A 13,637-nucleotide genomic window follows, 5' to 3' on the forward strand; every position below is an offset into this window, starting at 1 on the left:
GTCAGGGCGGTCAGGCCGGTGCCGCCGCGGCGCCGGGCGCCGCCTCGTCGTGCGGCCGGCCGCCGAGGGCCTGCTGAAGAACGGCGCGGATGTAGTCGAGGTCGGCGGGCGCGTTCTCGATGAGGATGGCGGTGCACAGGCCGTCGGCGGCGGCGACGAACGCGGCGACGGCCCTGGGGTCGTCCGTGAGGTGCCCGGCCAGCTCCGCGACGCTCTCGCGCCAGTACCGCGCGACGGGCCGCAGGGCCGGCCTGCGGGCGGCGAGGGTGCACAGCTCGCGTTCCGCGAGGGCGCGGTCCCGGTCGGGCCCGGCCGAGTCGGCGATCAGCGCGGCGAGTCCGCCGAGCTTGTCCTCGTGCTCGTCCGCGATGGCCCGGATGCGGGCGGTGTAGGCGTCGGCGACGCTGGAGAGCGCGGCGACGAGCAGGTCGTCCAGGGTCGCGAAGTAGTAGGTGCTCAGGCTGGTGGGGATGTCCGCTTCCCTGGCGACCGCGCGGTGCGTGACACCGGCCGCGCCCTCGCGCCTGACGACGGCGAGCGTGGCCGCGATGATCTCGGCGCGGCGCCGCTGCCCCCTGGCCCTGCGCCCGTCGGTGGCACTGCCGCCCGCGTCCATGCTCCCGCAGTCTAATCGAGCCCCTATGTCCTGGCGGCGTCCGCGGGCTCGGCCGCGGTCCGGCCCAGGGGCCTGACGTGGCGCAGGGTCAGCAGGCACAGCGCCGTCACGAGCAGGATCGCGATTCCGGCGGCCAGGGAGGCCGCGTTCAGTCCCGTGGTGAACGCCTCGCGCGCGGCGTCGACCGTCTCTTGCGGCACCCGGTCGGACACGGCCAGCGCGCCGCCGATGCTGTCGGTGAGGCGGTCCGCGACCTCGGGGGGCGCGTGCGCCGGCGCGGGGGCGTGGGAGCGGTAGACGGAGGTGGTGAGGCTGCCGAGCAGGGCGACACCGGCCGCGAGCCCCAGTTCCTGCACGGTTTCCGACAGGGCGGCGGCCGAGCCCGCCTTGGTCTCGGGAGCGGCGCCGACGACCATGTCCGTGCCGAGGGCGGCGATGGCTCCGAGGCCGAGGTAGACGAGGGCGAACCCGGCCACCACGGGGACCGTGTCGCCGGGGCCCGCGTTCGCGAGCAGCGCGTAGCCGCCCACCGAGACGCCGAGGGTCGCCGCCATGACGAGGCCGGGGCGGACGCGCGCCGCGAGCAGCGGGGCGCCGATGGCCGCGGCGAACATCGCCAGCGCCGGCGGGCCCATCCACAGCCCGGCCGTCGCCGGGTCGAGCCCCTCGACGAGTTGGAGGAACTGGGTGACCAGGTACATCGTGCCGCCGACGCCGACCAGCCCGACGAGCAGGACGGCCAGCGCCGCCGAGAACGCGCGGTCGGTGAACAGCGTGACGTCGAGCAGCGGCGAGGCGAGCCGGCGCTGCCTGCGCACGAACGCGGTGCCCGCCGCCGCCCCCGCGCCCAGGAGGAGTGCGGTCAGCGGCTCGAAGCCGTGGGCGGCCCCCTCCTTGACGGCGTAGACGACGGGCAGGATGGCGGCGAGCGACAGCACGACGCTGACCGGGTCGAGCCGGCCCTCGCGGGGCGCGGTGTACTCCGGGAGCAGCGTGCGCGCGCCGGCCAGCACGAGGACCGCGACGGGTATCGCGAGCAGGAAGGCCGCCCCCCACCAGAACCGGTCGACCAGCGCGCCGCCGACCACGGGTCCCGCGGCCATGCCGAGGGCGAACATCGTGGCCCACACCCCGATCGCGACCGCGCGCTGCCGCGCGTCGCGGAACATGGTGGAGATCAGCGACAGCGTGGACGGCATCAGCGTGGCTCCGGCGACGCCGAGCAACGCCCGTGCCACGACGAGCAGTTCGGCGTTCGGCGCGTAGGCGGCCAGGCAGGAGACGGCGGCGAAGGCGGTGACGCCGACCATCAGCAGCCTGCGCCTGCCGATCCGGTCGCCGAGGGTGCCCATGGTGATGAGCAGCCCGGCGATGAGGAAGCCGTAGGCGTCCATGATCCACAGCGTCTGCGTCGCCGTGGGGTCGAGGTCCTCGGCCATGCTCGGCAGCACCAGGTACAGCACCGTGACGTCCAGGCCGAGCAGCACGGTGGGCAGCGCGAGCAGTGCGAGGCCCAGCCATTCGCGCGTTCCCGCGCGTCCCGTTCCCGCCCGTTCCATGAGCCCTCCTCCGGCGCGACGACAATTTGAACGATAGTACAACTTGTACTGCCGTTCAAAAATCGTCGCCGCCCGGCGGGACTCAGCCGGCGCCGCCCCCCGCCTCCGGCGTGCGCGCGTCCAGCCACCCGGCGATCGCGGCGACCGCGGCGGCGAGCGCCTCGGCCTGCGAGAACCCGGCCCGCTTGGGCACCGCGAAGCCGTGGTCGGCCTCGGGGACCTCGACCAGCTCGGTGCCGGGCGGGAACTCGGCCGGCCTGCCGAACGGGTCGCGCCCGCCCTGCACCACCAGCACGGGCACCCCCGCGCCGGTCAGCTCGTCGAGCCGGGAACGCTCCGGCCGCCCCGGCGGATGCAGCGGAAAGGACAACGCGAGTACGGCGTGCGCGCCGGTCGCGCGCGCCGTGCGGCACGCGACCCTCGCGCCCGCGCTCCGCCCGCCCGCGACGACGGGGAGCCCGCGTTCCGCCAGGGCGGGCCACAGCGCGGTCCAGGCCGCGTCCAGCGTCCGCGGCGCGGGCGCGACGCGTTTGCCCGCGACCCGCCAGGGCTGTTCGACGAGGGCCACGGTCGTGCCCAGGGCGGGCAGGGCGTCGGCGAGCGCCTGGAGGTCGGGCGCCTCGATGCCGCCCCCCGCGCCGTGGCCGAGGGCGAGAACGGCGCGCGCCTCGGCGGCGACGTGCCAGGTGACGCGGGCCGGGCCCGCGGGTGTGTCCACAATCCGGCTCATGCGCCCAAGTCTGGGCCCGCGCCCCCGCCGCTCCCCCACCGGACACCCCGGCGTCACCTGCCGTTAAGGTGCCCAGTGATGAGCGGTTCACGACAGGACGCGACCCCCACGGCGCGGGTGCCCCGGCAGGCGGGCGGCCCGGGCGCGGGCAAGGGGCGCGACGCCTTCTTCGACAACGCCAAGTTCCTGGCGATCGTGCTGGTCGCGGCCGGGCACGCCTGGGAGCCGCTGCGCGGCGACTCGCGCACGGTGACGGCGCTCTACATGGCCGTCTACGCGTTCCACATGCCGGCGTTCATCATCATCGCCGGCTACTTCTCGCGCGGCTTCGACGGCAGCCCGCGCCGCGTCGCGCGCCTGATCACGGGCGTCGTGGTGCCGTACGTGGTGTTCCAGCTCGCGTACACGTTCTTCATGCGGTGGCTCGACGACGACCCGAGCACCTACGTGCCGCTGTTCGAGCCCAGGTGGCTCATGTGGTTCCTGCTCGCGCTGTTCATCTGGCGGCTCACCGTGCCGGTGTGGCGGGCCGTGCGCTGGCCCCTGCCGCTCGCGCTGGCCATCGCGGGCGCGGCCACCGCCTCGCCCACGCTGGGCGGGGACCTCCAGATGCAGCGGGTGCTCCAGTTCCTGCCGTTCTTCGTGCTCGGCCTGTGCCTGAAGCGCGAGCACTTCGACCTCGTGCGCCGGCGCGCGGTACGACTGCTGGCGCTGCCCGTCTTCGCGGGCGCGCTCCTCGTCGCCTACTGGGCGGTGCCGCGCATGGAGTACCAGTGGTTCTACCACCGCGACACCGCGCAGGAACTGGGCCAGCCCTGGTGGGTCGGCTTCGTGATGACGCTCGTGCTGTTCGCGTGCGCGCTGACGCTCACCGCCTGCTTCTTCGCGCTGGTGCCCGGCCGCACGACCTGGTTCACGGCGCTGGGCGCGGGCACCCTCTACGGCTACCTGCTGCACGGTTTCGTCGTCGCGGGCGCCGTCGAGTGGGGCTGGTACGACAGCGAGCCGATGCGGGAGATGGCGACGTTCCTGCCGATCACGACCGCGGTCGCCACCGTGGGCGTGACCCTGCTGTGCACGCCGGTGGTCCAGCGGCTGTTCCGGCCGCTGATGGAGCCGAGAATGGCGTGGTTCTTCCGCCGCCCCGAGCCCGAGGAACGCCTCGGCGCCGACCGCGGCGCGCGTCAGGACCGGCCCGCCGGCTGACGCGCCCCCGTTCCGCCGACGGACGCGCGCGGCGCGCGCTCCCGCGCGGAACGACTTCCCGCGCGGGAGCGCGCCACCTCACACCGCGCGGGGCGGCGGTTCCTACCTCGGGACGGCGACCTCACCGCGCGCCCGGTCGTCGGCCGGGCGCGCGCCGAACAGCCAGTCGAGCCGCGGCTGGACGACGGGCCGGGCCAGCGCGCGCACGGGCGCGGAGCCGAGAACGGCGGCCAGCGCGACGGCCATGGCGAGGGTCGCGGCCTGCTCCAGCGGGGTGTTCACCCAGTCCACGCCGACCCAGCGCAGGTACGGGCGGATCACCAGCGGGTGCAGCAGGTAGATGTACATGCCGCCCGTGCCCAGGTACGTGATCAGCGGCAGCCGGCGGCGCGGGACGAGCCGGATGAAGCTGAGCGCGATCACCACCCCGGACAGCAGCACCCCGCCCCTTATCGTCCAGTCCAGCGGCGCGGCCAGCGGATACGTTCCGTCGTAGCCCGTCCGCATGCGCAGCCAGCTCAGGCTCACCTCGCCACGGGCCCACCAGGCCGCGGTGAAGGTGAGGGCGAGCACCCCGAGCGCCGCGTCGCGGCTCCACCTGGCGTCGAGCGCGTCGGCGAGCAGCCCCTGCCGCAGCTTCCAGCCCAGCAGGAAGAACGGCAGGTAGCACACCGTGCGCGACAGCGACAGGTAGGAGCCGAACTCGGCCAGGTGGCCGGCGATCAGCGCGGCGGCGACGGAGAGGGTCAGCGGGTGCCGCAGCTGGGCGAGCGCGGGCAGCGCCGCCCGCCAGAACAGCAGCGACAGCAGGAACCACATGCCCCAGGCCGGCTCGCCGGCGAAGAAGTGCCAGTCGCCGTACATGAGCCACAGCTCGACCGAGTGCAGCAGCCCGATGGCGAGGTAGGGCACGAGCACGGCCTCGACCAACCGCCGCGCCTCGCGGGCGTTCATCGCGTCGGCCGTGCTGAAGTACCCCGCGACGATGACGAACACCGGGACCCGCAGGGCCCACGTGGCCAGGAAGAACCACTGGAGCCCCACCCGGTCGCCCAGCGTGTCGGTCAGGTGCCCGAACAGGACGAGCGTCCCGGATACGCATCTGATGTTGTCCCAGTAGGGGTCGCGCGCCCGCGTTCCGGGAGGTCGCGAGCGGGTCGGCCGAATACTCATACTCAGAGATGTCCGGCAGGCGCCGGATGTTCCCACGTTTCCGCGCCCCGAAACGTCGCCGCCCGCCCCGCGGCGGCGGACCGGGCGGTCGCGCGGGGGCCCGCACGCCCTCCGCGACCGCCCGGCCGGGCCCGTCAGCCCTGGTGGCGCTCGCCCCACTCCAGCATCCGGTCGACGACCTGAGCGGTCGCCAGACCGTCCGCCGGCTCGCAGAACTTCTCCACGAACGCCGCGTACCGGTCCGCGTGTTCCTTGTGCACGACGTCGACGTTCCGGATCGCGTCCACGAGTTCCGACGTCGTCTTCACCAGCGGCCCGGGTGACGTGCCGGTGAAGTCGAAGTAGAAGCCGCGCAACGTGTCCCGGTAGTGCTCAAGGTCGTACGTGAAGAACACCATCGGGCGACCGGTGTGGGCGAAGTCGAACATCGACGAGGAGTAGTCGGTGATCAGCACGTCCGACACCAGGTAGAGGTCGGAGATCTCCGCGTACGCCGCCACGTCCCGCACGAACCCGTCCCGCGCGCCCGTGATGTTGTTCAGCATCTTGGGGTGCTTGCGGAACAGCAGCACGTGGTCGTCGCCCAGCTTCCGCTCGAACTCCTCAAGGTCCAGCTGGAGGTCGAGCTTGAACTTCTTGCCGGCCCCGAACCGCTGGTCGTCCCGCCAGGTCGGCGTGTACAGCAGCACCTTCTTGCCCTCGGGCAGCCGCAGGGTCTTGCGGACCCGCTCCGCGATCTCCTCCCGGTCCTCGCGGTAGAAGACGTCGTTGCGCGGATACCCGGTCTCCAGGATCTCGTTCGGGAAGCCGAACGCGCTGCGCATGATCGGCGTCGTGAACGCGTTCGGCGAGACCAGGTAGTTGAACTGCTCGAAGCGTCCCGGCAGCGTCGCGATGTAGGCCGGGTTGGCCTTGGAGGTGCCCAGCAGGTCGGCGCCCATCTTCTTGAGCGGCGTGCCGTGCCAGGTCTGGATGAACAGCTGGTCCTCGCGCCGCTTGATCCACGACGAGATCATCACGTTGGTCACCAGGTAGCGGCTGGTGGCCAGCGCCTCGTGCCACTCGGCGCTCTTCCACTCGACCGTGCGCATGCCGGGCGGCACCACGGCCTGCTGGTCGTTGGTGCCCCAGATGTGCTCCACGTCCACGCCGCGCCGCACCAGCTCCTCGTGGATCGCGCGCGGCGAGTCGGAGTACTGGCGCCCGTGGTAGCAGTTGTAGAACACCGCGTTGCGCAACGGCTTGCTCCGGTCGCGCACGTACTGGGCGCGCAGCCGCCGCTGCCGGTACTTGCCGCGGTCCTCCTCGCGCAGCGGCGAGCCGGCGGCCAGGAAGACGCGGTCGAAGAAGCGGCGTTCCACGGTGTAGGTGCGGGCCGCGCCCTCGTGCGTGAGCGGCAGCGCGTCGACCAGGTCGCCGCGCAGCTTCACCGGCACGTCGTCCTTGCGCTCCGCCTCGCCCTCGGGCCGGAACGACAGGTACCAGCGGCCCTCGCGCAACGACTGCTCGCCGTCGGGCGACGCCATCCGGTCGGGGGCGATCCGCACGGTGAACCGCCCGTCGGCGGCCTCGAACGGCAGGTACTTCTCCTCGAAGTACTTGCCGTGCCGCAGCACCAGTTCGCGGCCCTCCGCGGGGCCGGTCCAGCTGCCGCGCAGCACCAGTTCACCCGCGTCGTTCCACGAGAGGTCGTCGACGACGGCCTGCCGCACCCGGTCGTGCAGCTTCAGCAGGCCGGGCCCGTCCGTGGTCACGGCGATCTCGCGCCCGTCGGGCACGAGGTACTGGCCGGGCAGGAACCCGGCCCGCACGGTGGCGCGCCGCGTGGCGCCGCCGGGGAACTCAAGCGTGGTGACGAAGTCCTGCGTGGGCGCGGTGGGCGAGTCGGCCACGCGGAGGTCGGCCAGCGGAATGTCCGCCGCGCAGCCGCCGCCCGGGGTCTCCACGACGTCGTAGGAACGCTTGAACTCGCCGCCCTTGTGCTCCACCAGCACCCGCACCGGCCGCTGCCCCGACGGGCCGCCCGGCACGTGCAGGGCGAGCCGCACCGCGTCGCCCGCCGCCTCGTGGGCGGCGACCTCGGCGGCCGGCGTCTCGATGGTCAGCTGCATCCGCTCGTCCTGGAAACCGGCGACCAGCCGCACGCCGTCGGCCAGCTCCCTGGCCTGCGAGTGCCCGGCGCTGCCGATGTCCGTGCGGTCGACCGACCCGGTGCGCACGACCCCTGGCGAGGGCAGGGCCAGCGTCAGCTGCCACACGCCCGGCTGCCAACGGCCGCCGGTGCGCAGCTTCTTCGGGTCGATGACGACCTCGAAGCCGGCCTGGTCGTAGGAGTGCAGGGCCTGCCCCGAGTCGCGCGTGGCGCGCAGGTCCTCGCGCTGCCGCACGCGCACCGGAACGCGCCGCCGCGCGCCCTGCTGCCTCAGCCACGCGAACCGCGGCAGCAGCGCCTTGCCGTCCGCCGGCACGTTGTGCACGTAGGCGTAGCCGCGCACGACGAGCTTCCCCTCGCGCCACACGGCCTCGGACGCCTTGGCGCGGACCGGCAGCTCGCCGGCCCTGAGCCTGACGACCTCCTGCGGCAGCGAGCCGCTGTCGAGCCCGGGCACCTCGGCGCGCGGGCGCAGCCGCCCGGAGACCTCGAACGAGGAGGCGCGGTACTCGCGTTCGTGCGCCAGGACCGTCAGCAGGTCATCGAGCCGCCGCTCCCGCGCCAGGTGCCACTTGATGCGCATCAGCGGCGGCAGCTTGGCGAGCTTCTTCTGGTCCGCGCCGGCGAGGAAGGCGCCGGCCGCATCGAAGAACGCCTCGCGCTCCTCGGCCGAGGACTCGGGCAGCCAGTGCATGGACCGCCTGAGGTCCGCGGGCAGCATGTCCTCGGGCTTCTTTACTGGCTTTTTGGGAGGCACGAGGCTCAGCCTTCCTGTGCGGGAACGGGTCGTGGGGGCGCGGGCGACGCGGCGGCCTGCTCGGGAACGCCCTGCGCGGCGTTGCGTGCCTCGGCGCGGGCCGCGAGCGCGCGCGTCGCGGCGTCGAAGCGTTCGAGCGAGGTCGGCCGGTCGGGGCCGAGGAGGTAGTGCTTCAGCTCCGCGCGCGCCGTGGCGAGCGGGTCGGTGTCCGGCGCGTGCGCCGCCGCGACGAGCCGGTCGAGCCCGGCCGCGTCGTTGTCGAGGATGACGGCGGCGCGCACCGCGGTGTTCTGCCGCTTGAACTCCTCGGCGCCGAGGCCGGCCGAGTCGGTGACGGCGTACGGCTTGCCGCTGGCGATGAAGTCGGACACGACGCTGGAGATGTCGGAGACCAGCGCGTCGGACTCGTTGAAGCAGTCGAAGAGCAGCGGCTCAGGGCCGGTGATGACGCGGTGCTCCCACCAGCCCTTGGAGCGCCAGTAGGCGTCGTTCCACTCGGCGCGGCGGCGCTCCTCCGCCGGGGCGCGGTCGGGCGGCGTCAGCGCGTCGCGGGAGACGGAGGCGTCGTCCCAGGCGGCGGCGAGCACCGCGCCGGACGAGCCGGCCTCGGCGAGGGCGCGCAGGCGCTCAAGGGCGCGCTCCCGGTCGGCCGCGGTCTCCTCGGCGGCCCGCGCCCAGCGCGGGTCCGCGGCGCGTTCCGCCGCCGCGGCCTCCATCATGGCCACGATGCGCCGGTGCGCGGCGCCGGCCTCCGGGCTGCGCGAGCCGGTGAACGGGTGCGGCTTGTAGAGCACGCGGACGGGCCGCTCGGACGTGAGCAGGCGGCGCACGATGTTCTCGCCGGCCAGCATGAGCGAGGTGTTGCCCGGGTCGTCGGTCCAGCCCTCCCACGTCGGCGCGTACAGCACGGTGGGTATGCGCCCGGCGGGCACGCCGGTGCCGGTCCTGATGGGGGCGAGCTGCGGGCGGCCGACCTCCACGATGTCCTCGTCCCGCACGCCGACGTCCGCGAGCGCGTACCGGTCGCGGCCCGCGCGGCCGGCGGTCCACACCTCGTCGTACGCCTTCGCGTAGGGGTTGATGCTGGCGATCTTGTCGCTGTCGCCGTGCCCGATGAAGACGTGCTTCATGGTCGGGACGCGCAGCAGGTGCAGGTTCTTGCCGACGTTCGCCGGGTAGAGGCCGACCCGCAGCGAGGACAGGTCCATGTTCATCAGGTCCACCGCGCTCGGCACGCACATCACGGGCACGGTGGTGGTGGCCAGGCGGGTCAGGATGGCCCGCTCCCTGAGAATGACCAGCGGCCTGGCGTCCAGCGCGGCCATCGTGTCGAGCCACATGTTGACCTGGTAGGCGGAGTCCTTGGAGCCGGAGAAGTACAGCGCGACGTCCGGCCGGTGGGTGCGCAGCCACCCGTCGAACCACTCCAGCGTCTGCTCCTTGGGCGGCGGCAGCCGCTTGGCGCGCAGGAACGGCAGCAGCGCCAGCAGGTAGCCGAGCACCAGCGCGACCGACACGGCCGTTCCCGCGTAGCCGAACGCGGCGTCGTCGGCCGCGACGGCGAGCACCAGGCCGGCGGACATCGGGACCTCGGTGTGCAGGACCTTCTCGACCGAGCGGTGCGTGAGCCAGCGCGGCGGCCCGTCCGGCACCGGCAGGGTGCTCAGGTCGATGTTGCGGGTGGCGACCGGCAGGCGCCGCTTGCGGCGCAGCGTCATGATCAGCGCCGTGTGGGGCGCCTGGAGCGCGTAGCAGACGAGGAAGCCGACGACGGCCGTGTAGAAGACCGTCTCGCCCGCCCAGTCGGTGCGGGCCAGCAGCAGCACGAGCAGCAGCTGCCGCACCAGGAAGCGCACGGTCAGCCCGACCCTGGCCTTGCCGAGGCGCACCAGCAGGTAGCTGCCCCTGCGGTGCAGGAGGTGGTCGCCCGCGTAGGACAGCACGGCGGCGACGGCGAACGCGCCGGTGGCCGGCAGCAGCGCCGTCACGAGCATCCCCGCGTAGCCGGCGAACAGCGCGAGCGCGGCGGCCAGGTCTCGGCCCGCGGCCACCCCGACCAGCCTGCGCAGCAGTCCCCCCGTCATGCCACCCCCCCGCCGGCCTCCGCGTCGGTCTGCGCGTCGAGGGCGGCGGCGAGGGCGCGCTCGAACGAGCCGGCCCGGCTGGCGTCTGCGGTCGGGTCCTGCTGGCGCACGTCGATGACGTGCCCGGTCAGCGGCGAGAGCAGCACGTCGAGCGAGGTGCGGGCGACGGCCTCGGAGGACAGCAGCGTGCCGGCCGGCTCCTGGCCGAACGCCTTGGTGCGCATCGGCGTCGCCGTCCGCTCCGGGTTGACGCAGTTCACGCGGACGCCGTCGCCCGCCCACTCGTCGGCCAGCGCCTGGGTGAGGTTCACCATGGCGGCCTTGGTCGAGGAGTAGAGGCTGTACTCGGCGCGGCCCCTGGTGTAGCTGCTCGACGTGTACAGCAGCAGCTGACCGCCGCTCTCGGCGAGGTACTTGTGGGCGGCGCGGGCGATGCGCACCGGCGCCAGGTAGTTGACCTTCAGCGCCTCCTCGATGGCGGCGTCGTCGGTCTCGGCGAGCCTGCCGATGCGCAGCACGCCCGCGGTGTTCACCACGAAGTCGACGCGCCCGGTCTCGGCGTAGGCGCGTTCCAGGGCGTCGTCGATGTCCTGGGAGTTCTCGACGTGCGTGCCGGTGGTGGAGCGGCCCAGCGCGTAGACGGCGGCGCCGAAGCGTTCGGCGAGATCGGCGATGTCCTTGCCGATGCCGTAGGAGCCGCCGAAGACGACGACGGTCCTGCCGGTCAGCTGCTCGCGGTAGGCGTCCTCGTCCGACTGCGCGGGGGCGGCGGACGAGGCCAGCTGGAACAGCTTGTCCGCGATGAAGACGTCGACCGGCTGCGTGACCTTCATGTTGAACTCGTCGCCGGGAACGACGTGGATCGGCACGTCGGGCAGGTACTTCAGCACCACGGAGCAGTCGTCGGTGGCCTGGAAGTTCGGGTCCTCGGCGGCGACCTCGTAGGCCCGGCGGATGGTGGACAGGCGGAACGCCTGCGGGGTCTGCCCGCGGCGCAGGCGCGAGCGGTCCGGCACGTCGGTGATGAACTCGCCGTCCTCGCCGTGGGTCCGCGTGACGATGATGGTGTCGGCGGAGGGTATCGCCACGTCGACGGCGCGGTAGCGCTCCAGCGCGGCGACGCAGTCGCCGATGACCCGGTGGGACAGCAGCGGCCGGACCGCGTCGTGGAACAGCACGTTGCGGTCCTCGCCCGGGGCCAGGCCCTCGCTGAGCACCTCTATGGCCCGGCGCGTGGTCTCGTTGCGGGTCGCGCCACCCTCGACGACCCGGCTGACCTTCGAAAGGCCGCCCTTGGCCACGATCTTCTCGACGTCCTGCGCGTACCCGGGGGCCATCATCACGAGGACGTCGTCGATCTCCTCGGCTTCCTCGAAGATGGCCAGCGTGTGCTCGATGACGGCTTTGCCGGCAACCTTGATCAATTGCTTGGGTATGGAAAGCCCCACGCGCTGGCCCGTTCCACCGGCGAGCACGACTGCGGTGGTGTGTGGGGACGGGCCGTCTGGATGGATGGTCAAGGAAGCTCCTGCCGGGTATCAAGAAGTGTCGCCTACGCGAGGAGAAGGTTAACCCCAGTCGAAGCTTGACCCCTAAGCCGGATGAACGGCGGCCCGGTGCCGCCCTCCGCGAGGGGGCACCGGGCCCGCCGTCCACCGGGCCGCGCCCGCCGGCGCTCCGGGCCGCACCGGGCCCATTCCCGGCGGGCCCGGTGGCCGCGGGCCGGGAATTCACGCGCCGGTCGGGTCGCGGCGCGACATGACCGTTCTGTGCGCCGGTTCACCGCATACGCATTGCGCACGGCGACGACCTGCCCTTTTACCTCCCGGAACGCCGGCGTACGCGGACGCGGTCGATTTCCGCGCGCGCGGGAACCGGCTGAAACAGTTGAAGCGCGCGAATCAGCCGAATCAGTCGAAGGGGTCGAAATCGTCGAATGCGCGCTGTGCCGCGTCCTGCCGGCGCGCCTCCCGGTCCCGGCGGCGGGCCGCGGCCGGCCGCAGCGTGTTCATCCGGTGATCCTCGCCACGCCTGCCGAGCATCTCCGCGCCGCCGCTGACCGAGGGCTCCCAGTCGAACACGACCGCGTCGTCGTCGCTGCCGATCGCGACCCCGTCGCCCTCGCGCGCCCCCGCCTTGGCCAGCTCCTCCTCGACGCCGAGCCGGTTCAGCCGGTCGGCGAGGTAGCCGACGGCCTCCTCGTTGGAGAAGTCGGTCTGCCGCACCCAGCGCTCCGGCTTCTCGCCGCGCACGCGGTACAGGCCCTCCGCCTCGACCGTCACCGTGAACCCGGCGTCGTTGACCGCCTTGGGCCGGATCACCACGCGCGTGGGCTCCTCGACCGGGCGCGCCGCGCGCGCCTGCGCGACCAGCTCACCGAGCGCGTAGGAGAACTCCGTGAGGCCCTTGCGCGACACCGCGGAGACGTCGAACACCCGCAGCCCGCGCGCCACGAGGTCGGCGCGGACGATGTCCGCGAGGTCCTGCCCCTCGGGGATGTCGGTCTTGTTCAGCACCACGAGCCGCGGCCGGTCGTCCAGGCCGCCGTACATGGCCAGCTCAGCCTCGATCACGTCCAGGTCGCTCAGCGGATCGCGGTCCGATTCGAGCGTCGCGCAGTCGAGCACGTGCACCAGGACCGAGCAGCGCTCGACGTGCCGCAGGAACTCCAGCCCGAGCCCCTTGCCCTCGCTCGCGCCCGGGATGAGCCCGGGTACGTCGGCCACCGTGAACACCGTGTCGCCCGCGGTCACCACGCCGAGGTTGGGCACCAGCGTCGTGAACGGGTAGTCCGCGATCTTCGGCTTGGCCGCCGAGAGCACCGAGATCAGCGATGACTTGCCGGCCGACGGGTAGCCGACGAGCGCCACGTCGGCGACCGTCTTCAGCTCCAGCACGATGTCCCGCTCCTCGCCCGGCTCCCCGAGCAGCGCGAAACCGGGCGCCTTGCGCCGCGGCGAGGCGAGCGCCGCGTTGCCGAGGCCGCCCCGGCCGCCCTGCCCCGCGACGAACCGCGTGCCCTCGCCGACCAGGTCCGCGAGCACCTCGCCGTTCCGGTCGAGCACGACGGTGCCGTCCGGCACCGGCAGCACCAGGTCCTGGCCGTGCGCGCCGGTCCTGTTGCCGCCCGCGCCCGGCTTGCCGTTGGTCGCCTTGCGGTGCGGCCTGTGGTGGTAGTCGAGCAGCGTGGTCACGTCCCGGTCGACGACGAGCACCACGTCACCCCCGCGCCCGCCGTCGCCGCCGTCCGGGCCGCCGAGCGGCTTGAACTTCTCGCGGTGCACGGAGGCGCAGCCGTGGCCGCCGTTCCCCGCGACGACGTGCAGTTCGGCGCGGTCGACGAAGGTGGTCATGACGGTG

At 73.3% G+C, this 13,637-nt stretch carries 9 protein-coding genes; 1 reads left to right on the plus strand and 8 read right to left on the minus strand.

Annotated features, from left to right (window positions below):
- Positions 1–10: 10 nt before the first annotated feature.
- The 3 genes from LC193_RS08780 to LC193_RS08790 form a co-directional block, all read right to left on the minus strand.
- Entirely contained in the window at positions 11–616 is a 606-nt protein-coding gene (locus LC193_RS08780; protein ID WP_226073110.1) for a TetR/AcrR family transcriptional regulator, read from the minus strand.
- A 23-nt stretch (positions 617–639) separates the two neighbouring features.
- Positions 640–2,175 carry an MFS transporter gene (locus LC193_RS08785; protein WP_226073112.1) on the minus strand — a complete coding sequence of 512 codons (1,536 nt, stop codon included), beginning with the start codon at positions 2,173–2,175 and terminating at the stop codon, positions 640–642.
- A gap of 82 nt (positions 2,176–2,257) precedes the next feature.
- On the minus strand, positions 2,258–2,905 hold the full coding sequence (locus LC193_RS08790; RefSeq protein ID WP_226073114.1) for an alpha/beta hydrolase family protein: 648 nt from the start codon (positions 2,903–2,905) through the stop codon (positions 2,258–2,260).
- A 78-nt stretch (positions 2,906–2,983) separates the two neighbouring features.
- Between LC193_RS08790 and LC193_RS08795 the strand changes: the two genes are divergently transcribed.
- On the plus strand, positions 2,984–4,111 hold the full coding sequence (locus tag LC193_RS08795; protein ID WP_226073115.1) for an acyltransferase family protein: 1,128 nt from the start codon (positions 2,984–2,986) through the stop codon (positions 4,109–4,111).
- Between the two features lie 102 nt (positions 4,112–4,213).
- On the opposite strand, the gene LC193_RS08800 is transcribed toward LC193_RS08795, so the two are convergent.
- From LC193_RS08800 to obgE, 5 genes are all read right to left on the minus strand, one after another.
- Positions 4,214–5,284, minus strand: coding sequence for an acyltransferase family protein (locus tag LC193_RS08800; protein WP_226073116.1), 1,071 nt, complete (start codon positions 5,282–5,284; stop codon positions 4,214–4,216).
- A gap of 134 nt (positions 5,285–5,418) precedes the next feature.
- Complete coding sequence (locus tag LC193_RS08805) at positions 5,419–8,157, minus strand: CDP-glycerol glycerophosphotransferase family protein (RefSeq protein WP_226073117.1); 2,739 nt, start codon at positions 8,155–8,157, stop codon at positions 5,419–5,421.
- Positions 8,158–8,198: 41 nt separating this feature from the next.
- Complete coding sequence (locus LC193_RS08810; protein WP_226073118.1) at positions 8,199–10,277, minus strand: hypothetical protein; 2,079 nt, start codon at positions 10,275–10,277, stop codon at positions 8,199–8,201.
- Entirely contained in the window at positions 10,274–11,791 is a 1,518-nt protein-coding gene (locus LC193_RS08815) for a bifunctional cytidylyltransferase/SDR family oxidoreductase (protein ID WP_226078523.1), read from the minus strand. Before LC193_RS08815 ends, LC193_RS08810 begins: the two co-directional genes overlap by 4 nt.
- Before the next feature lie 396 nt (positions 11,792–12,187).
- Positions 12,188–13,630: a GTPase ObgE gene (gene obgE / locus LC193_RS08820; RefSeq protein ID WP_086160544.1), complete on the minus strand. Its 1,443-nt coding sequence runs from the start codon at positions 13,628–13,630 to the stop codon at positions 12,188–12,190.
- Positions 13,631–13,637 lie beyond the last annotated feature (7 nt).

Origin of the sequence: Streptomyces marincola, from assembly GCF_020410765.1 — a bacterium.
GTDB classification, from domain to species: Bacteria; Actinomycetota; Actinomycetes; order Streptomycetales; family Streptomycetaceae; genus Streptomyces; species Streptomyces marincola.